This window comes from Acetobacter sp. DmW_043 (genome assembly GCF_002153485.1).
Lineage (GTDB): Bacteria > Pseudomonadota > Alphaproteobacteria > Acetobacterales > Acetobacteraceae > Acetobacter > Acetobacter thailandicus.
Genome location: NZ_JOMN01000041.1, coordinates 1 through 19,139 on the forward strand (window position 1 = coordinate 1; position 19,139 = coordinate 19,139).

20 protein-coding genes are annotated in these 19,139 nt (G+C 52.3%); 10 read left to right on the forward strand and 10 right to left on the reverse strand.

The features are described from left to right. Positions 1 to 116 precede the first annotated feature (116 nt). The 8 genes from HK11_RS10150 (at position 117) to HK11_RS10185 (ending at position 7,775) form a co-directional block, all read left to right on the forward strand. Positions 117 to 779 (forward strand): ABC transporter substrate-binding protein, encoded by a 663-nt coding sequence (locus HK11_RS10150; RefSeq protein WP_086555233.1) that lies wholly within the window; start codon positions 117 to 119, stop codon positions 777 to 779. Between the two features lie 76 nt (positions 780 to 855). Further along, entirely contained in the window at positions 856 to 2,112 is a 1,257-nt protein-coding gene (hpnI, locus tag HK11_RS10155) for a bacteriohopanetetrol glucosamine biosynthesis glycosyltransferase HpnI (protein WP_086555234.1), read from the forward strand. After that, a complete protein-coding gene (gene hpnJ, locus HK11_RS10160; protein WP_086555235.1) occupies positions 2,109 to 3,533 on the forward strand; it encodes a hopanoid biosynthesis associated radical SAM protein HpnJ in 1,425 nt (474 codons plus the stop codon). The genes hpnI and hpnJ overlap by 4 nt, the downstream gene beginning before the upstream one ends. A 128-nt stretch (positions 3,534 to 3,661) precedes the next feature. Further along, positions 3,662 to 4,504 carry a hopanoid biosynthesis-associated protein HpnK gene (gene hpnK, locus HK11_RS10165; RefSeq protein WP_086555236.1) on the forward strand — a complete coding sequence of 281 codons (843 nt, stop codon included), beginning with the start codon at positions 3,662 to 3,664 and terminating at the stop codon, positions 4,502 to 4,504. A gap of 86 nt (positions 4,505 to 4,590) precedes the next feature. Then, a complete protein-coding gene (locus HK11_RS10170; RefSeq protein WP_086555237.1) occupies positions 4,591 to 4,782 on the forward strand; it encodes a hypothetical protein in 192 nt (63 codons plus the stop codon). Between the two features lies 1 nt (position 4,783). Then, a complete protein-coding gene (gene dcd, locus HK11_RS10175; RefSeq protein ID WP_086555238.1) occupies positions 4,784 to 5,338 on the forward strand; it encodes a dCTP deaminase in 555 nt (184 codons plus the stop codon). 9 nt (positions 5,339 to 5,347) lie between these two features. Further along, on the forward strand, positions 5,348 to 6,610 hold the full coding sequence (gene murA / locus HK11_RS10180) for a UDP-N-acetylglucosamine 1-carboxyvinyltransferase (RefSeq protein WP_086555239.1): 1,263 nt from the start codon (positions 5,348 to 5,350) through the stop codon (positions 6,608 to 6,610). 91 nt (positions 6,611 to 6,701) lie between these two features. Beyond that, positions 6,702 to 7,775 carry a hypothetical protein gene (locus HK11_RS10185; protein WP_086555240.1) on the forward strand — a complete coding sequence of 358 codons (1,074 nt, stop codon included), beginning with the start codon at positions 6,702 to 6,704 and terminating at the stop codon, positions 7,773 to 7,775. A gap of 37 nt (positions 7,776 to 7,812) precedes the next feature. Here the strand turns inward: HK11_RS10185 and HK11_RS10190 are convergent, their stop codons facing one another. The 3 genes from HK11_RS10190 to HK11_RS10200 are packed head-to-tail and all read right to left on the reverse strand — an operon-like array spanning position 7,813 to position 10,531. Further along, a complete protein-coding gene (locus HK11_RS10190) occupies positions 7,813 to 8,400 on the reverse strand; it encodes an LUD domain-containing protein (protein ID WP_086555241.1) in 588 nt (195 codons plus the stop codon). Then, the gene (locus HK11_RS10195; protein ID WP_086555242.1) at positions 8,400 to 9,791 is read right to left on the reverse strand and encodes a lactate utilization protein B; all 1,392 of its coding nucleotides are present in this window, start codon (positions 9,789 to 9,791) and stop codon (positions 8,400 to 8,402) included. The genes HK11_RS10190 and HK11_RS10195 overlap by 1 nt, the downstream gene beginning before the upstream one ends. Next, positions 9,788 to 10,531, reverse strand: a complete 744-nt coding sequence (locus HK11_RS10200; protein WP_086555243.1) for a (Fe-S)-binding protein — start codon at positions 10,529 to 10,531, stop codon at positions 9,788 to 9,790. The genes HK11_RS10195 and HK11_RS10200 overlap by 4 nt, the downstream gene beginning before the upstream one ends. Positions 10,532 to 10,784: 253 nt before the next feature. Here HK11_RS10200 and HK11_RS10205 point away from each other — a divergent pair, with 253 nt between their 5' ends. Continuing rightward, entirely contained in the window at positions 10,785 to 11,699 is a 915-nt protein-coding gene (locus tag HK11_RS10205) for a LysR family transcriptional regulator (protein WP_086555244.1), read from the forward strand. A 7-nt stretch (positions 11,700 to 11,706) separates the two neighbouring features. Here the strand turns inward: HK11_RS10205 and HK11_RS10210 are convergent, their stop codons facing one another. The 7 genes from HK11_RS10210 to HK11_RS10240 form a co-directional block, all read right to left on the reverse strand. After that, entirely contained in the window at positions 11,707 to 12,162 is a 456-nt protein-coding gene (locus HK11_RS10210) for a 23S rRNA (pseudouridine(1915)-N(3))-methyltransferase RlmH (RefSeq protein WP_086555245.1), read from the reverse strand. A gap of 45 nt (positions 12,163 to 12,207) precedes the next feature. Further along, on the reverse strand, positions 12,208 to 12,723 hold the full coding sequence (gene rsfS, locus HK11_RS10215; RefSeq protein WP_086555246.1) for a ribosome silencing factor: 516 nt from the start codon (positions 12,721 to 12,723) through the stop codon (positions 12,208 to 12,210). Next, positions 12,720 to 13,388, reverse strand: a complete 669-nt coding sequence (locus tag HK11_RS10220; protein ID WP_369822952.1) for a nicotinate-nucleotide adenylyltransferase — start codon at positions 13,386 to 13,388, stop codon at positions 12,720 to 12,722. Before HK11_RS10220 ends, rsfS begins: the two co-directional genes overlap by 4 nt. Before the next feature lie 5 nt (positions 13,389 to 13,393). Beyond that, complete coding sequence (locus HK11_RS10225) at positions 13,394 to 14,680, reverse strand: glutamate-5-semialdehyde dehydrogenase (protein WP_086555277.1); 1,287 nt, start codon at positions 14,678 to 14,680, stop codon at positions 13,394 to 13,396. Between the two features lie 63 nt (positions 14,681 to 14,743). Beyond that, a complete protein-coding gene (ychF, locus tag HK11_RS10230) occupies positions 14,744 to 15,838 on the reverse strand; it encodes a redox-regulated ATPase YchF (protein ID WP_086555247.1) in 1,095 nt (364 codons plus the stop codon). After that, positions 15,838 to 16,419, reverse strand: coding sequence for an aminoacyl-tRNA hydrolase (gene pth, locus HK11_RS10235; RefSeq protein WP_086555248.1), 582 nt, complete (start codon positions 16,417 to 16,419; stop codon positions 15,838 to 15,840). The genes ychF and pth overlap by 1 nt, the downstream gene beginning before the upstream one ends. A gap of 74 nt (positions 16,420 to 16,493) precedes the next feature. Continuing rightward, on the reverse strand, positions 16,494 to 17,114 hold the full coding sequence (locus tag HK11_RS10240; protein ID WP_086555249.1) for a 50S ribosomal protein L25/general stress protein Ctc: 621 nt from the start codon (positions 17,112 to 17,114) through the stop codon (positions 16,494 to 16,496). Positions 17,115 to 17,330: 216 nt separating this feature from the next. Between HK11_RS10240 and aspS the strand changes: the two genes are divergently transcribed. Then, positions 17,331 to 19,133 carry an aspartate--tRNA ligase gene (gene aspS, locus HK11_RS10245; RefSeq protein ID WP_086555250.1) on the forward strand — a complete coding sequence of 601 codons (1,803 nt, stop codon included), beginning with the start codon at positions 17,331 to 17,333 and terminating at the stop codon, positions 19,131 to 19,133. Positions 19,134 to 19,139 lie beyond the last annotated feature (6 nt).

Below are 19,139 nucleotides of genomic sequence, written 5' to 3' on the forward strand. Positions count from 1 at the left end.
CAGTATGAGCAGGCTGGCCTTACCGCTCCATACATCGTAAATACTGCTCTCAGCGCACTTGGAATTGAGGGAGCCTCCTCAGTAAACATGTCAAATTATTCGACAGGAACCAAACCATGAGCTTAAAACGCATTGCCTTCCGCGCAGGTCTTCTGCTTGGCCTTGGCGTAGCCTTTGCTCCCGTTGCCGGATCAGGTCTCCTTTTCCCAGCAGCTCAGGCACAGACAGCCGCCAACTCTGCTGTCATCACCCCTGTTCAGACACTCTATGCAGCACTTGAACAAATACAAACCTCACATGCAGGCTTCAGCGACCGGGCAGCTATCGTTGGCGCCGCTGTCGATAAAAGCTTTGACCTGAGTGCTGTACTTAAAGCCTCTGTCGGACTGCGATACGATTCTCTGACACCTGAAGACAAAGCAAAACTTCTCGCAGCATTTCGTGACTTCACCGTTGCCCGTTATGTCTCCAGCTTTACACCAGGTGCAGGAGCACGCTTCACAATCAAGCCAGAACCTGAAAACTCTCCTGTTGCCGGCGATAAAATCGTAAACACATTTATCGGCTCGCAGGATAGCATGCCGGGTACACCGCTGAGCTACATTATGCATCATGAAGATAATGGCTGGCGCATTACTGACGTTCTGCTGAGTGAATCACGTATTAGCCAGGCTGCTGCCCAGCGTTCTGATTTCCGCTCGACTTTAACGTCAGGTGGGGTTGCTGGTTTAATAAAAGTGCTTGAAAATAAAGTTAAAAGCTTCTCTGAAGCTAAATAAATCAGGATAAGCCGATCGTGAAACTAAACGCACTGACAACAAGCATGCTCTGCCACAGAGGAATGATTGCTGGCTGATGTTTCGCATTTCTTCTGTTCTGGCTCTCTCAAGTTCTGTTCTGGCCGCAGCCGGATGTGCGCAATCTGTGGCCGGCGCCCTGCTCTTCAGACGTTTCCGCAAAAGAGAGCGCTCCCCCTCAGCGGGGGAGCAGCCGCTGCCACCGGTTACTATTCTCAAACCTCTGTGCGGAACAGAACCTCTGCTCGAAGAAGCCATAGAAAGCTTCTGCCAGCAGGACTACCCACGCTTTCAGATACTGTTTGGTGTGCAGGATAAAGCAGACCCGGCAATTGCTCTGGTGGAACGCCTGAAAAAGCGCTACCCCCACCTTGATATGCAGGTCATATGTCACCCCGGCATTTACGGGCTGAACCGCAAAATCAGTAACCTGATGAATGTGCTGCCATATGCAGAATATGAGACACTGATCATTTCTGATTCTGACATTCATGTGCGACCGGATTACCTGCGCCACATTGTCAGAGCTCTTAACAAAGCCGGAACAGGCCTTGTCACAACCCTGTACGCTGGTCGCCCGGCACAGAACTCTTTTGTTCAGCGTATGGCTGCCAGTCAGATCAACCACAATTTTCTGCCTGGTGTTATTCTGTCCCGCCATCTGGGGCGTCAGGACTGTCTGGGTGCCACAATGGCACTGACGCGTTCAGTTCTGGAGTCTGTCGGAGGCCTTCAGGCCTTATTACCTCATGTCGCCGATGACGGCGTTCTGGGGCAGCTGGTCAGGCAAAAGGGACATGATATTACTATTGCTGACTGCCTGACCTGGACAACTGTAGCTGAGCAGTCAGCCCCTGAACTCATAGCGCACGAACTGCGATGGGGTCGTACTGTGCGCTCTCTGGCACCTGCAGGCTATGCAGCATCTTCAATTCAGCTGTCACTTTTCTGGGCGTTACTGACAGTTCTTCTCAAACCCACCTCACGCAAGGCGTGGATTTTCTTTTTCTCATGCTGGGGTATTCGTGCCATAACAGCACGCAGTATCAATCAGATTACAGGTGAAAAAGCATGGTGGCCTTTGCTGTTTCTTCCTCTGCGTGACCTGCTCTCTGCCGGTATTATGGCAGGAAGTGTTCATGGCACACAGGTTGACTGGCGCGGCCAAACAATGCATGTAACCCCACACTCTGCTCGTAAATCTTCAAATCGTCACATCTTCCCGGAAACAAAGGACAACGTCCCTTCCGATGATCTGACCTCCACCCCATCAGGCCGTGCCCTCTCAACCTTGTCAGGATCAAACTTCCCATGATGAGAACTCTCTTCCTTCAGCCTCCGACTTTCGATGGTTTCGATGGTGGTGCAGGCTCCCGCTATCAGGCAAAACGGGAAATCAAATCATTCTGGTACCCGACATGGCTGGCACAGCCTGCCGCCATGGTTGAAGGCAGCCGCCTGATTGATGCACCTCCGGCTGGCATTGGCATGGAGCCTATCCTTGAAGATGTGAAAAACCGCGACCTGGTCATTCTGCACACATCAACCCCTTCTTTTGCGAAGGATGTTGAAGTCGCTCAGATGCTCAAGGACGTAAACCCCAACCTTAAAATTGGTATGGTTGGTGCTAAAGTTGCTGTGCAGCCTGATGAAAGCCTGCTCAAAGGTGCACCGATTGACTTCGTTGCCCGCAATGAGTTCGACTACACCATCAAAGAAATTGCTGAAGGCCGTGATTTCAAAGATGTTGATGGCATCACATGGCGTAATAAAGACGGTGTAATTGTTACGAACCGCGACCGCGCCATGATTGAAGACATGGACAGCCTGCCTTTCGTAACCGAAGTCTATAAGCGTGACCTGCGGATTGAAGATTACTTCATCGGTTACCTGATGCACCCTTATATTTCTATCTATACGGGACGTGGCTGTAAGTCTCGCTGCACCTTCTGCCTGTGGCCACAGACTGTGGGCGGACATCGCTACCGCACACGCAGCCCACAGCACGTTGCTGCTGAAATTCGCCTGGCCCGCCAGTATTTCCCACAGGTCAAAGAATTTTTCTTTGACGACGATACGTTCACCGATGATCTGCCACGCGCAGAAGCCATTGCCCGCGAGCTGGGAAAAATGGGCATCACATGGTCATGTAATGCAAAAGCAAACGTGCCTCGCGAAACACTGAAAGTACTGCGCGATAACGGCCTGCGCCTGCTTCTGGTAGGTTATGAGAGCGGCAACCAGCAGATTCTGCATAACATCAAAAAAGGTATGCGCGTCGAGGTTGCCCGCGAATTTACGAAAAACTGCCACGAACTTGGCATTAAAATTCATGGCACGTTCATCCTCGGTCTCCCCGGAGAAACCAAAGAGACCATTCAGGAAACCATCAACTTTGCTAAAGAGATCAATCCGCACACACTGCAGGTTTCTCTGGCTGCGCCTTATCCTGGCACCGCCCTGCACAAGCAGGCATCAGAAAACGGCTGGCTTGATGAAAGCAATGCTGACCTGATTGACGAGAACGGCGTGCAGATGGCGCCATTGCATTACCCGCATCTGTCACACACTGAAATTTTCAACAGCGTTGAAGAATTCTATAAAAAATTCTATTTCCGCGCTCCGAAAATTGCCTCCATTGTTGGTGAAATGGTACGCTCCCCGCAGATGATGAAGCGCCGCCTGCGCGAAGGTGTGGAGTTCTTCCACTTCCTTAAAGATCGTCAGGCAAGCTGACTTTTCCTGATGTAATAATGGCCGGCGCACCCCCCACGGGTGCACCGGCCTTATTTTTATCAACTCTTTTCTGCACGACCAGAATATCTCTGACATCTGCCTCTTTCGATATGACAGGAGACCTCTCCATGAAGCGTGCCATTATCTCCTCTGACGATTTTGGTCTGTCTGTCGAAGTCAATGAAGCCATCGAGATTGCTTATCGTGAAGGCGTTCTTTCAACTGCCAGCCTGATGGTTGCCGGCCCGGCTGCCGCCGATGCTGTCGAGCGTGCCAAACGCCTGCCCGGCCTGCATGTCGGGCTGCACCTGGTGGTGATTGAGGGTGCTTCGGTTCTTCCACACACCAGCCTGCCGCTGATCACTCAGCCTGACGGCTGGTTTTCCTCTTCACAACTGGGTCTCGGGGTAGATTATTTTTTTCGTCCACAAGGGCGCAAACAGCTGCACAAAGAAATTACTGCGCAGTTTGAAGCCTTCCGTAAAACAGGGCTGACACTCGACCACGCCAATGCCCATAAACATATGCACCTGCACCCTACTGTAGCGCGTATGATGATTGATATTGGCAAAAACTACGGTCTGAGAGCCATTCGTACCCCCCTTGAACCACCAGCCCCTCTGGCAGCTTCAGAAAAAATCTCTGACAGCTTTGGCGATGCCGTGCTCAGGCAGTGGACACGCCTGCTCCGCCATCAGATCCGTTCGGCCGGTATGGTCACCAACGACTGGTGTTTTGGTCTGGCATGGAGCGGTCACATGACGGCACAAAGGGTCTCCACCCTGGCAACACACTTACCTGATGGCGTCTCGGAAATTTATTTCCATCCGGCGACGCATAAAAATACGCTGATACAAAAACTCATGCCAGCTTATGAGCACGAAGCTGAATTTGAAGCTCTCTGTGCCTCTTCTTTCAAAGACAGCCTGCGCACCAGCCACGTCACACCCTGCACCTGGCAGGATATCTGACGTAAAAGACGCTTACCGCTAGGCATATCTGCCAGGCTCTGCTACTCACCACAGTGAATGTTTTACCTCATCAGACCTCGGACTCTATGACCGATTCGTCCTTACCCCCTTCTGCCGGCACCAACGTTTCTGCAAAAACTCTTGCAGCAAAAGCTGCGCGTGCTGAAAAAGAGGCTGCGGCCCTGCGTGCGAACCTTCGACGTCGCAAACAACAGGCACGCACCCGGCAGGAAGAACAAAATAACCAGATACAATCTGCACTACCGGAGAAGAACTGACATGCCCGTGCTACCCGATACATGGATACGTCAGATGGCCCAGGACCACGGTATGATTGAGCCATTTGTCGAATCTCAGAAGCGCGATGGCGTCATTTCCTATGGCCTGTCCTCTTACGGCTATGATGCGCGTATTGCTGATGAGTTCCGCATTTTCACTGACGTCAACAACGCCATTGTTGACCCCAAGGATTTTTCACCTGACAGCTTTGTTTCACGCAAGGCAGACCAGTGCATCATCCCGCCAAACAGCTTCGTTCTGGCACATACCATTGAATATTTTCGTATTCCCCGCGATGTGCTGGTCGTCTGCCTTGGCAAATCAACTTATGCACGCTGCGGTATTATTGTGAATGTCACCCCTCTGGAACCAGAGTGGGAAGGTCAGGTCACGATCGAAATCAGCAATACAACCCCTCTGCCGGCACGTATCTACGCCAATGAAGGTATTTGCCAGTTTCTCTTCTTTAAAGGTGAGACACCCTGTGAAACCAGCTACGCTGACCGCACAGGCAAATATATGAAACAATCTGGTGTCACCACCCCGCGTATGTGAGTAAAACCGATGGACAGATTTATCATCCGGGGCGGCAGGCCTCTCCACGGCGACATCACAATTGGCGGGGCAAAAAATGCTGCGCTCAAGCTCCTGGTGGCCGGGCTGTTAACATCAGAACGTCTGATACTCAGCAACGTCCCGCGCATTGATGATATCGCAACAATGCGCGACCTGCTGACACAGCATGGCATGACAGTTGAAGCCGTCAATGATGATGACAGCACTCTGTGCATCAGTGGCACAATCACCAATACTGAAGCCCCGTATGACATCGTCTCTAAAATGCGGGCTTCTATTCTGGTTCTCGGCCCGCTGCTGGCACGCTGTGGTAAAGCGCGGGTTTCTCTGCCCGGCGGCTGTGCCATCGGCACCCGCCCGGTAGATATGCACCTCAGAGGGCTTGAGGCTCTCGGCGCAGAAATTACTCTTGAGAATGGCTATATTAACGCCAGCGCTCCCAACGGTCTGACCGGAGACCGTATCGCTTTGCCATTTGCCTCTGTCGGGGCCACAGAAAACCTGATGATGGCAGCCACCCTGGCAAAGGGACGCACCGAAATTCTCAATGCCGCACGCGAGCCTGAAATGGCTGACCTTGCGGCTTGCCTGAATGCCATGGGAGCACAGATTACCGGCGCGGGCACCGGCCACATTATTATTGACGGCGTTGAAGCTCTGCATGGTGCTGAACACCACATTATGGCTGACCGTATTGAATGCGGTACTTATGCCTGTGCTGCAGCCATTACAGGCGGCGACCTGCGGCTGATTGGCGGACAGGCCGAGCACCTGGGTGCAGTTATCCGCACCCTTGAAGAAGCCGGCGTAGAAGTCAGTGAAGAGGACAATGCTCTGCGGGTGCGTCGTACAGGCCCGCTTCGTGGCGTCGATATTATGACCGAGCCATACCCCGGTTTCCCCACCGATATGCAGGCCCAGTTTATGACACTACTTTCTGTGGCTGAGGGTGCTTCTATGCTCACAGAAACGATTTTTGAAAATCGCTTTATGCATGTGCCTGAACTGGTGCGCATGGGTGCTCGCATCAATGTTCATGGTTCATCAGCCATTATTCGTGGTGTAAAACTTCTCTCCGGGGCTCCGGTTATGGCAACAGATCTGCGGGCTTCTTTCTCGCTGATTCTTGCTGGTCTTGCCGCTCAGGGGGAAACAACTCTGAGCCGTGTGTACCATCTCGACCGGGGCTATGAGGCCGTTGAGCGTAAACTGGCAGCCTGTGGTGCTCAGATCGAACGCATAAGAGAATAGGTGTTTCTCAGCCTGACACAGCACGTCTTTACTGTGTCAGGCATATGACCTCCTGGCGACTACTCACATCTCTCAGGCCCCATAGAGACGGATGCATATTTTCTTCAAAACAGTCCTGTGTTGTTCCTGTTTACTTCTCAATGGCTGCCTGGGTCTGGGGGCCTACAGACTCGATAAAGACCAGAACAGCTACTCCCGGGCTCTGACTGAATCAAACAAACGCCAGACACTGCTCAATGTTGTCAGCCTGCGCTATGCTGACACTCCTGGTTTTCTTGACACAACACAGCTTATTTCCGGCTATCAGCTCCAGCGCTCTGCGTCGCTCAATGCCAACACAGACGTCGTGCCGTTTCGTCCCGGCGGTGCTCTGTCTGTGCAGGTGCAGGAAAGCCCGACTTTTACCTTCCAGCCCGTCACGGGTGATGCATACGCACAAAGCTTTCTGCGCCCGTTACCGCCCGCCAGCCTGTTACCGCTCGCTATGGGAGGGCTGCCCATTGATGTGCTGTTTCGACTATCCGTGCAATCAGTCAATATGATCAGTAACGCCGGTGCAATTGGCGGTGACGTCGGCCGTGGTTCACCAGAGTTTTTCGAGCTTATTCATGACCTTCGCCTACTTCAAGTCGCAGGACTTTTAGGTATTCAGCTTGAACAAACTCTTGATGCGAGCGGCAAGCCATCAGCCGCAAACCATGTCTTTCTGAGCATTTCCTCAACAAAAGACCCAATTCTCTCAGAAGTTGTTTTTGAAACCCGCCGTTTTTTCAGCATGCCGCAGAATGATGAACGTGTTGAAGTCGTTTATGGTGCAGGCAGCCCGCGCAAAGGACAAATCAGACTGCTGACACGCACCATGCTGAGTGTGCTGGGTCAGATTGCCTATCAGATTGAAGTGCCACCTGAAGACGTTACATCAGGCAAAACGCTGGCACGGGTCAGACTGGTCGGACGTGAAACCAAGCCCATTGTCAATGTGAATGTCAGCCGTGAACCACCCGCCACGTCATTCGCCACCGTTGATTATAAAAATCGTTATTACTGGATTTCTGATAATGATTTTGACAGCAAGCTGGCTTTTACCATGCTGCAAATTCTGCTTGAGCTTTCAAAAACCACGAAAAACCCTGGGGCAATCGTGACAATTCCGATTAATAACTAACGCTCAGGCAAAATCTGCAACACAGATCATTAAAAAATTATTCCCACCAGACAGACAGGCTGCGTACCCCCTGGGCACCACGAATAAGCACGCCCTGAATATCAGCCGTTGCTGACGGGCCACTCATCAGCACACCATAATGCGCGGTATGAAACTCCTGCCGCTCGGTATAAGCCGTGTGCATATTCGCTGTAATGTTCTGCTCTGAAAGAATGACAACAAGATGCTGAGCCAGATGTGCCGCAGAGTTCAGATGATTAAGCTGTGCCTCACTGAGAAAAACTGATCCCGTCTCTGCAATACCAAAAGGGGCACGCACAACCATCACGTCCGTCTCAGCGGCCTGCTGAGGTGAGGTTACATCTTCAATACGCAGCGTACCTTCATAATCAGGCACGGCTGAGCAAATGATTTGTGCATCAGGAAAACGACGTGCCACAGCTGCCGCCAGGGTTTCCTCTCCCTGCCGTTCAAGCACTGCTCCACCCATACCTGCAAGAGAAGTTTCAAAGCGCGCGCGGCTGCGATCCTGGTCACCAAGAATGGCAATGTCCGGTAAAAGATACACATCAGGATCAGGACGATTGCTGCGCAGCCTGGCCAGGATCATCTCGCGGGAGCTCATTATACTTTCTCCTTCTTCAGGCGATTTTCTTTATACCAGCTGTGAAAACTCTGTTTTGCAGCAGGAGGCAGCTCTCTGTTCTTACCCCAGGGGTTCATCCAGTTATACAAAGCAACACGTGGCAGATTACCCAGCGCTGCATTAGTGCTGTTAATGGCCGCACGATACAGCACAGGCTTGCCCATGATCCTGCCGGCCATGCGCATCAGCTCACGTTTCACAAACGGAATTTCATGGTGCTCTGCCAGCACTCTGCGCCATTTATAAAGCTGCTCATGAATATTAATTTTGACAGGGCAGACGTTGGTGCAGCTGCCGTTCATCGTCGAGGCAAATGGCAGCGTGCTGTATTTACGCTCGTTAAATGTCGGGTCGAGAATAGAACCAATAGGCCCGGAGTAAACAGCACCGTATGACAGCCCGCCTGAACGACGATAGACCGGACAGGTATTCATACAGGCACCACAGCGAATACATTTCAGAGATGTCCAGAAATCATCCATACCCAGACGCTGCGAACGCCCGTTATCGACAAGTATCACATGCATTTCGCCCCCCTTCTGCGGGCCACGAAAATGCGTTGTGTACTGAGTAATAGGCGAACCAAGTGCACTGCGTGATAACAGGCGCACAAAAACACCTAGGTCGGCCATACGCGGTATGATCCGCTCAATCCCGAGGGTTGCAATATGCAGGCCGGTAACAGTTGAACTCAGGTCCGCATTACCCTCGTTGGTACAGACAACAAAAGTACCTGTCTCTGCGACAAGAAAATTGCCACCCGTCATCCCCGCATCAGCTGAGAGAATAACCGGCCGGGCGGCCTCACGCTGGGCCTCTGCCAGAGCATGCGGATCACGCTCGTTCGGGTCAGTCTGATAATTTTCCGCAAAAACCTTTGCAACATCGGGAATCAGCTTATGCACAGCCGGCACAACAACATGGCTTGGCATCTGATTATCAAGCTGCTGAATACGTTCGCCAAGGTCTGTCTCGGTCACGGTGATGCCCCGTGGCTCAAGATAACCGCGCATATCGCATTCTTCCGTCACCATGGACTTACTCTTGATCAGAGATTTCGCTCTGTGTTTTTCAAGAATTTCGCCGGCAATACGGTTATGCTCTCCGGCATCTGCAGCCCAGTGTACATGAATACCGTTTTTTTTCGCATTCGCCTCAAACTGCTCAAGATATTCAGGCAAATGCGCCAGAGTATGCTCTTTGATCTCTGAGGCGCGGGCACGCAGCTCCTGCCATTCAGGCAGAATATGCATCTGCTGATCGCGCTTCTGGCGCATATCCCACAATCTTTCATCATGGAACTTCAGATGCGGCTCATCCTGCAAAAAAACTTCAGCGGCTTTTGCGTGATTAACTGGCTTAACCTTCATGAACGTGCTCCGTTCAGAATCTCAGCGATATGAATAAAACGAACAGGCACACCCGCACGTTTTGCACATCCTTCCTGATGCATCATGCACGAGGTATCAGCCGATACGATATACTCTGCCCCGGCGTTATAATGGTCTGTTACCTTATCAAGGCCCATACGCGCTGATACGGCTTCTTCCGTCACAGAGAAGGTACCACCGAAACCACAGCATTCATCAGGCCTTGAAGGCTTAGCAAACGAAATACCCTTAACTTTCTGAAGCAGATCCATCGGCTTTGAAAAGAAAGGTTCACCCAGTTCTGACATACTCGCTGTGCGCAGAGACCGCAGCGTGCCACAACTGTTATGCAACCCGACCCTGTGCGGAAATTCAGCCCATGGAAATGCATCGACCTTCAGCACATCGTGCAAAAATTCAACAAGTTCATAGGTGTTCTGACGCACATGCGTTACGGCTTCACTTTGCGGGATCGCATCAAAATTATCACGTACATGATGCGCACAGCTGCCCGACGGCATAACGATAGCATCATATTGTGCAAAGTTCTTTACAAACAGGTCTTCAGCCCCGGCAGCATCAGAATTGCACCCTGAGTTCGCCATAGGCTGACCGCAGCAGGTCTGATTCAACGGGTAGTCAACGTCCTGTCCGAGTTTTTCAAGCAGCTCAAGCGTCGCAATACCCGCGCCTGGGTAAAACGCATCGATATAACACGGAATGAACAAACCAATTTTCATCAAAACCTCTCCGTTACGCAAACAGAACACGCAAAAGCATGGTGTAAATCTGCCTCACGTGACATATACTACACCCTATAGATAAAACAAAATACATACATAAAAAATATATCAAAGCCAGAATATAAGGCTGCAAATACCTGATACCATATCCTGCATCCGCTTTTTAAAAATGCCCTCAGCACATTTTTATGATAGGGAGAACCCCGGCAGATACCAGCATGACCAGTAACAGGATAAACTGTTAATAATTATGGATATAAGGCAATTACGATATTTCACAGCCGTTGCAAAACAGGGCAGCATTACACGGGCAGCAAAGCAGCTTGGCATTGAACAGCCGCCATTAAGTCAGCAAATTCGTCAGCTTGAAAATGAACTCGACGTTCAGCTTTTTGAGCGGCAGACACGCGGTGTTGCTCTCACCCCCACCGGCAAAGCCCTCCTGCCCCGCGCTCAGGCCATCCTCGAATTACAACAGCAATTTCTGATTACTGCCAGAGGCATGGCACGGGGTGAAGCCGGGCACATCCGGCTTGGACTGGCAGGAGCTGTACCTCTTCTCCCTATTATCCCCTCTGCCATCCGGGCATTTCGCGATGCCGCTCCTGATGTCACCTTATCAATGGAAGAAAGTAACACACCGGCTTTGTGTGCAGCCCTCCATGCCTCCGCCATTGACGTTGCCATCATTCGTCCGTCAGCGCCTGATCTGTCACGCCTTACCGTTTCGCATCTGCTTGATGAGCCAACCGTCATTGCCCTGCCACACGGACATCCACTTTCGCACCACACAACACTCAGCCTGGATATGCTGGCGCACGACCCGCTCATCCTCTTTCCGCGCGAGCTTGGTCCTGGATTTCACGATGCCATTCTCTCAGCTTATCAGCGGGCGGGGGTTACGCCTAAGCTGGGGCAGCAGGCTCCGCAGATTGCTGGTATCGTGCCACTGGTCGCTGCAGGATTTGGTGTGTCAGTTGTACCGGACTCTCTCAGGCAAATTCACGCAGGGGGCGTAACGTTTCACACGATAAGTGAACCAGCCCCGTATGCGACCCTTGCGATTGCAGTAAGAGAGGGTGAAAATATACCGGTCATTACCAGCTTTACTGACACCCTGCGCGAACACTTTAAAAAGTGGGAAAACACGGCTGTTCAGCAATAAACCTCTGTCAGGGGCGCCCGGAACGATGATACGGGTGCCCTGAGGCAATCATCTGTGCACGATAAATCTGTTCGACCAGCATAATCCGCACCAGCATATGCGGCCAGGTAAGCGTTCCAAAAGACAACGCGGCATCAGCTCTTGCCATAACTGAAGCATCAAGCCCCTCGGCTCCGCCAATTACAAAACAAAGCGGGCGACCCAGAGCTGACCAGTCTGCCATGGCTTCTGATAAAGCAGGACTACTAAAATTGCGACCAGATTCATCCAGCACAATAACAAACGCCTGAGGCGGACAGGCCGACAAAATTGCCTGCGCCTCCCGCCGCTTTATTTCATCAGCGCTGCCGCGACCATCTGCGAGTTCAGCGATATCAAGCCCCGGACGAAGCCGCTTCAGATACCGCTCAACAAGGGCCCGCTCGTTTTTGTCTTTCATACGACCAACAGCAACGAGCTTCATAACGACAGCATGACCTCCTGAAACGTCAGATGATCAGAGCAGGTTTCAGGCACCTGCGACAGGCTGCGCGGCTTCATCGTCAAACTCTGCGCCCCACATCTTCTCAAGACCATACAGCTCACGCGATTCAGGCTTAAACAGATGAACGATAATATCACCTGTATCAAGCAGGACCCAGTCAGAGCCATTAGCTCCTTCAACGATCATACGTTTCAGGCCAATTTCTTTGAGTTTACGCTCAATATGCTGTGCCATAGCCGCAATCTGACGGTCAGCCAGACCGGTTGCAACGACCATTTTATCAGCAAATGACGCACGACCTGTCAGGTCAATCGTCACAATATTCTCAGCCTTGTCATCATCAAGACTGGCCAGAATAACAGCAAGAGACTGCTCAAGCAGACCTGAGCTGACACGCTGGCTTTTTACTTTACCTGCCGGGCCGGCTGCTGCCGCTTTTTTTCTGCCTGTGCCCGCAGCCGCTCTGGTGCTGGTTTTTTTTGCAGGTGTAACAGGGGGATGCTCGCCCTTTGGCGCATCAGAGGGTGGCTGAGTGGTTATGACCGTTCTCCTGAAAATAACTTACCGAGAGGCTGTGGTGTGGCCTGCGCCACCCTGAAATGCCCTCTCTGTCGAATAGATGTTGACGATATCTCATCCTGCGGGCCTGACATAAACACCCATACAGGGGGTTTTTGCTCAGGCAGCAAAGAAGCACATCGTGAAGGTATACGCCACCGGGCCATATAACGGCCAGCAGCACTGTGTAAAGCCGCATAATTGTGCCCGGGCCTTGGCATAACTGCCACAGGTATGGCCTTAACCAGCTGATGCCACCCTTTCCAGCGTGACAGGGTAACAAGGCCATCGGCCCCGGTCAGCCATACAAAATGCGCGAAAGGAAAGCGCCTGTGCAGCTTACGCACTGTATCAACCGTATAGCGGGTGCCCAGACGAGGCTCGATATCTGTCACAACCAGACGGGGATCGTCAACCAGATGACGAACCGACTCCATACGCTGCTCAAATGCAGCCATATCGCGCCCGGCTTTAAGCGGGTTACCTGGTGAGACCATCAGCCACACCTGGTCAAGAGCCAGACTGCGCAAAGCGATATGTGCAAGGGCCAGGTGCCCTCTGTGCGCCGGATTAAAGGACCCACCGAGAAGACCAATCCGCATACGGCGTTTATCACCGTATGTCGGTATAGCCTGACCAGAGCACACAGCTGTCAGGACCTGACCTGCCCCGTACCGATAACTTCATAGCGAAAGGTTGTCAGCTGCTCGACACCAACAGGCCCACGCGCATGAAAACGCCCGGTTGCAATGCCAATTTCTGCGCCAAAACCAAACTCGCCGCCGTCACAGAACTGGGTTGAGGCATTCCACATCACAACAGCACTGTCTGTGCCGTTCATAAAGCGCGTTGCCGCCGCTTCATCTGCTGTAATGATCGCCTCAGTATGGGAAGAACTATGCTGCCTGATGTGCTCCAGTGCTTCATCAACACCGTCAACAACAGCAATATTCAGAATTGCATCAAGCCATTCTGTATCAAAATCCTGCTCTGTCGCAGCAGGCAAAGAAGGTACAATCTTTCTCGCAGCATTATCGGCTTTAAACGTGCAGCCCAGCTCCTGAAGGTCTGAAACGATCAGAGGGAGAATGGCCGGAGCAATAGCAGCATCAACCAGCAGTGTCTCTGTCGCACCGCAGATACCAACACGACGCATTTTGGCATTCGCAACAATACGACGTGCCATATTATGATCTGCTGCGGCATGGATATAAGTGTGACACAGCCCCTCGGCGTGTGCGAGCACAGGCACCCGTGCCTCACGCTGAACACGCTCAACCAGAGAGCGGCCACCACGCGGAATAAGCAGGTCAATCAGACCGGCGGCACTCAGCATTTCAGCCACGTGCTTACGGTCAGAATCAGGTGCAATCAAAACAGCATCTTCAGGCAGCCCGGCAGCCCGCAGCCCGGCCTGCATCGCTTTATGAATAGCCCGTGCGGTGTGGATACTTTCTGAGCCACCGCGCAGAAGCACAGCATTACCCGATTTAATACAGAGACCCGCAGCATCAGCCCCCACATTAGGGCGGCTTTCATAAATCACACCAATGACACCAACCGGAGTCGCAACACGGCGAATACGCAGACCGTTTGGGCGGGTCCATTCCTCAAGTACACGCCCGACCGGATCCTGAAGGTCGGCCATATCCTCAAGGCCGCGCGCCATAGCCTCAACACGTTCAGGTGTCAGCCGCAGGCGATCAAGAAACGCCTCACTCGTGGCGGAGGAGAGTGAAAGATCCTGAGTATTTGCCTCAAGAATAGCCTGCGAAGACTCGCGCAGGGCTGCAGCCGCGGCCCATAGCGCCTTATCACGCGTCGAAGCCGGGCAGACTGCCAGCTCCACCGTAGCCCGACGGGCCCGACGCGCAAGGTCAGTCATCCCTTCGGTTTCAGTCAGCTGCCCGGTCTCAGCTCGTTCTTCACCCGCCGTCATAATGGCGCTTTCCATCTCCATCTTTCACTCGGTTGCAGTCAGTCGGATAGTATAAAAGTCTGACTATACGTTAAAGCGGAACAGCAGAACATCTCCATCCTGCACAACATAGTCCCGCCCTTCAATACGCAGACGCCCGGCTTCTTTTGCCCCGGCCTCTCCGTTGCACTGCACATAATCATTATACGAGATTGTTTCGCAGGCAATAAAGCCGCGTTCAAAATCATTGTGAATAACTGCGGCAGCCTGTGGTGCTTTAGTTCCGGCAGTAATAGTCCAGGCACGCGCTTCTTTAGGACCGACTGTAAAGTATGTACGCAGCCCCAGCAAAGCGTAACCCGCTGCAATAACACGGTCGAGGCCGCTATCCTTCAGACCAAGACCATCGAGAAATTCACGACGCTCATCATCTGCCAGCTGGCTCACTTCAGCCTCAATTGCAGCAGAAACGATCACCGCTGCCGCACCTTCAGAGGCAGCCTTTGCCAGCACTTTTTCAGAAAACTCATTGCCGGTTGAAGCGGAATCTTCCTCAACATTACAAACATACAAAACCGGCTTGCTGGTCATCAGATTAAGGCGTTTTACAGCCTCTTCCTGCCCTTCCGGAATAGCCGTTCTGGCTGGTCGTCCCTCTTTCAGGGCTTCAATCAGAGGTTCAGCCAGGGCGATCTGTGCCAGTGCTTCCGCATCACGATTTTTTGCGCGTTTCTGCAAACCTGGCAGGCGTTTTTCAAGCGACTCCAGGTCAGCGAGCATCAGCTCTGTTTCAATAATTTCAGCATCACGCAGAGGGTCTACACTGCCCTCAACATGCGTAATATCTTCATCCTCAAAGCAACGCAGAACGTGAATAATTGCGTCAACCTCACGAATATTAGCGAGGAACTGATTCCCCAGGCCTTCTCCCCGTGACGCACCACGTACCAGCCCGGCAATATCAACAAACTCAAGGCTTGTCGGAACAGTCTTTTGCGATTTACCAATTTTGACCAGAGCATCAAGGCGTGGGTCAGGCACAGCCACACGGCCCGTATTAGGCTCAATGGTACAGAAAGGATAATTAGCAGCCTGTGCGGCAGCTGTCGCGGTCAGGGCATTAAAAAGAGTAGATTTTCCAACATTTGGCAAACCCACAATACCACAGTTAAATCCCATCAGCCCCGGTTCCCTTCTGGCAATGCAATCTCAGTTGTAAACTTATCCAGCTTTCCGTCAGCCAGAAGCGGTGCCGCATCGGCAACTCTCTCCAGAAGCGAGTCGAGCCATTCCTGACGCTCAGCCTCTGAAAAATTTCCTAAAACCCACGAATTCACCCGCTCTCTCGCACCAGGGTGACCTATGCCCAGCCTGACACGCCAGTAGTCGGGGGTACCAATCATTTTATCAATCGAGCGCAGTCCATTATGACCGGCAGCACCACCACCGCGCTTTACCCTTACCTTACCTGGCACCAGGTCAAGCTCATCATGAAACGCTGTAAGATTCTCAGGAGAAATCTTATAGAAAGCCATTGCTTCCTGAACACTTTCGCCTGAAAGGTTCATATAGGTCATAGGGCGGAGAAGCATAACCTTATGCGCACCTATGCGGCCTTCGGCTGTTTCCCCTTTAAAGCGGCTGCGCCACGGTGCAAAACCATAACGGCGGGCAATTGCCCCGACAGCCATAAAACCAATATTATGCCGTTGCCGGCACATCGACGGCTCAGGATTACCAAGCCCGGCCCAGAGCAACATAACTGGTCCTGTATTCTCGTGATAAAACGGAAAGAGGTGCACCAGAAAAGGTGCACCCCCAAAACGCGCTCAGATCAGGCTTCGCCTGCTTCAGCAGCACCTTCACCTTCTTCGCCTGCAGATTCAACTGTCGGAGCAGCGATCGTTGCAATAACGAAGTTAGGGATCTGAAGAACAGGTGTAACGTGCTGTGTGCCTTCGAGGTCTTCCCAGCGAACGTTATCGTTGATGTCGAGTTTTGACAGATCAACAGTAAAGAACTCAGGAATGTGCTCTGCGTCAGCTTCAACTTCAACCGTGTGACGCACAAGGTTCAGAACACCACCGCGCTTAATGCCAGGAGCATCGTCTTCGCCGGTCACGTGAACAGAAACTTCAACTGTAACGCGCTGACCAGCTGACAGACGCAGGAAGTCAACATGCTCAGGAGTATCTTTAACCGGATGGAACTGAATGTCACGAATCAGCGCGCGCTCAGAACCACCATCTGCAATTTTAATCTGGTATACGCGTGAACGCCAGCCAGAGGTCTGAATGCCTTTGATGATAATGCGCGGGTCAAGAGCGATCAGAGCCGGCTCTTTTTTTCCACCATAGATAACTGCGGGTACCAGACCAGCACGCCTCGTTGCACGCGCTGCCCCCTTACCAGCCTTCGCACGCTTCGAAGCTTCAATCGATACAAATTTAGACACGATAAACTCTCCTAAAAAACAATAACGCGGCAGACCTCCAGGGGTGTCTGCACAGCGTGTGCGGCTCTACCATAAAAAAACACTCAGAAGCAATGCCGGAGAACGACTCTGCTTAGCAGGCTGACAGCACACATAAAAACCGGCTATACGGCTGAACACAAAGATTCACGCCCCGGCATAATAAAGAAAGCCGGGCCAGAAACGCAGGACGAGAGAATGCACCCTTACCGTACCCATAGCTGCTCAGCACTTCGTGCGGGCGATGCCGGCTCCACAGTTCGCCTGTCTGGCTGGGTCCATAGCAAACGGGACCACGGCGGACTATTGTTTATCGACCTGCGCGATGAAACAGGCATTACTCAGATTGTTATTCCTGCAGGATCACCCGTCCTCGAACAGGCTGAGAGCATTCGCGCTGAAAGCGTTGTGACTGTTACTGGTGAAGTTGTTGAACGCGAAGCCGGCACACGCAATGCTGAACTGGCGACAGGTGATATTGAACTGCGCGCCCGCGAATTTACTGTGCAGTCAGCCGCGGCTGTATTGCCTTTTCAGGTTGCCGGCCACGAAAACTACCCTGAAGACCTGCGCCTGCGCTACCGCTACATCGACCTGCGCAGAGACAGTGTGCACCGTAACATGCTGCTGCGTGCCCGTGTTATTCAGAGCATGCGCAAACGTATGACCAGCCTTGGGTTTGTTGAGCTGCAAACGCCCATCCTCACCGCCTCCTCACCTGAAGGCGCACGTGACTTTCTGGTGCCAGCCCGTATGCACCCTGGCAAGTTCTACGCACTGCCACAGGCCCCTCAGCAGTTTAAGCAGCTCGCTATGGTAGCAGGCTTTGACCGCTATTTTCAGATTGCACCCTGTTTCCGCGATGAAGCCTCACGCGCAGACCGCTCACCGGGTGAGTTCTACCAGCTCGACTTTGAAATGGCCTTTGCCACGCAGGATGAAATTTTTGCTGTGGTTGAAGATGTTATGTCTGGTCTTTTTTCAGAGTTCAGCAATGGCCGCACCGTCAGTCAGGCACCATTTGAACGTATTCCATACGCCCGTGCCATGAAAGTTTATGGCTCTGACAAACCTGACCTGCGCAACCCGCTGCTGATATCAGATGTAACGGAAGCCTTTGCTGAATCAGGCTTTGGTCTGTTTGCCCGAATCGCTGCGGATAAAGGCGAAATTCGTGCCATTCCGGCACCAGGTGCGGGCGATAAACCCCGTGGCTTCTTTGATAAACTCAATAACTGGGCCCGCGAAAACGGTGCTGGTGGCCTGGGCTACATCACCTTTACTGAAGAGGGCGGCAAAGGCCCGATTGCGAAAAACCTTGAAGCTGACCGTGTTGAAGCGATCCGCACACAGCTGGGGCTGAAAAGTGGTGATGCTGTTTTCTTTGCTGCAGGTAAAGGAGACGATGTCGCGAAATTCTCTGGCCTGGTGCGCACCCGCATTGCTGAAGAACTCGACCTGATTGAGAAAAATGCCTTCCGCTTCTGCTGGATCACCGACTTCCCGATGTATGAACTCAACGAAGAGACCGGACGTATCGACTTCTCACACAACCCGTTCTCTATGCCACAAGGCGGCCTTGAGGCCCTGAACACACAGGACCCGCTGACCATCAACGCCTACCAGTATGACATTGTGTGTAACGGTATTGAACTCTCTTCAGGTGCGGTGCGTAACCATCTGCCGGAAGTGATGATCCGCGCTTTTGAAATCGCCGGCTATCCTGAAAGCGAAGTTGAAGCCCGCTTTGGCGGTATGCTCAATGCGTTCCGTTATGGTGCACCACCACATGGTGGCTCAGCCCCTGGTGTAGACCGTATTGTCATGATGCTGGCAGATGAGCCTAACATTCGTGAGGTCATCCTCTTCCCGCTCAACCAGCAGGGCGAAGACCTGATGATGAATGCCCCGGCCCCGACAACGCCTGAACGCCTGAAAGAACTGTCACTGACAATTAACCCGCCTAAACCCAAAGTTAAAACAGACAGCGACAAGGCCTGAACACTC

Coding starts and splice junctions, on each gene's coding strand:
- HK11_RS10150 (WP_086555233.1), top strand. CDS start 117: ATGAGCTTAAAACGCATTGCCTTCCGCGCAGGTCTTCTGCTTGGCCTT.
- hpnI (WP_086555234.1), top strand. CDS start 856: ATGTTTCGCATTTCTTCTGTTCTGGCTCTCTCAAGTTCTGTTCTGGCC.
- hpnJ (WP_086555235.1), top strand. CDS start 2,109: ATGATGAGAACTCTCTTCCTTCAGCCTCCGACTTTCGATGGTTTCGAT.
- hpnK (WP_086555236.1), top strand. CDS start 3,662: ATGAAGCGTGCCATTATCTCCTCTGACGATTTTGGTCTGTCTGTCGAA.
- HK11_RS10170 (WP_086555237.1), top strand. CDS start 4,591: ATGACCGATTCGTCCTTACCCCCTTCTGCCGGCACCAACGTTTCTGCA.
- dcd (WP_086555238.1), top strand. CDS start 4,784: ATGCCCGTGCTACCCGATACATGGATACGTCAGATGGCCCAGGACCAC.
- murA (WP_086555239.1), top strand. CDS start 5,348: ATGGACAGATTTATCATCCGGGGCGGCAGGCCTCTCCACGGCGACATC.
- HK11_RS10185 (WP_086555240.1), top strand. CDS start 6,702: ATGCATATTTTCTTCAAAACAGTCCTGTGTTGTTCCTGTTTACTTCTC.
- HK11_RS10190 (WP_086555241.1), bottom strand. CDS start 8,400: ATGAGCTCCCGCGAGATGATCCTGGCCAGGCTGCGCAGCAATCGTCCT.
- HK11_RS10195 (WP_086555242.1), bottom strand. CDS start 9,791: ATGAAGGTTAAGCCAGTTAATCACGCAAAAGCCGCTGAAGTTTTTTTG.
- HK11_RS10200 (WP_086555243.1), bottom strand. CDS start 10,531: ATGAAAATTGGTTTGTTCATTCCGTGTTATATCGATGCGTTTTACCCA.
- HK11_RS10205 (WP_086555244.1), top strand. CDS start 10,785: ATGGATATAAGGCAATTACGATATTTCACAGCCGTTGCAAAACAGGGC.
- HK11_RS10210 (WP_086555245.1), bottom strand. CDS start 12,162: ATGAAGCTCGTTGCTGTTGGTCGTATGAAAGACAAAAACGAGCGGGCC.
- HK11_RS10225 (WP_086555277.1), bottom strand. CDS start 14,680: ATGACGGCGGGTGAAGAACGAGCTGAGACCGGGCAGCTGACTGAAACC.
- ychF (WP_086555247.1), bottom strand. CDS start 15,838: ATGGGATTTAACTGTGGTATTGTGGGTTTGCCAAATGTTGGAAAATCT.
- pth (WP_086555248.1), bottom strand. CDS start 16,419: ATGTTGCTCTGGGCCGGGCTTGGTAATCCTGAGCCGTCGATGTGCCGG.
- aspS (WP_086555250.1), top strand. CDS start 17,331: ATGCACCCTTACCGTACCCATAGCTGCTCAGCACTTCGTGCGGGCGAT.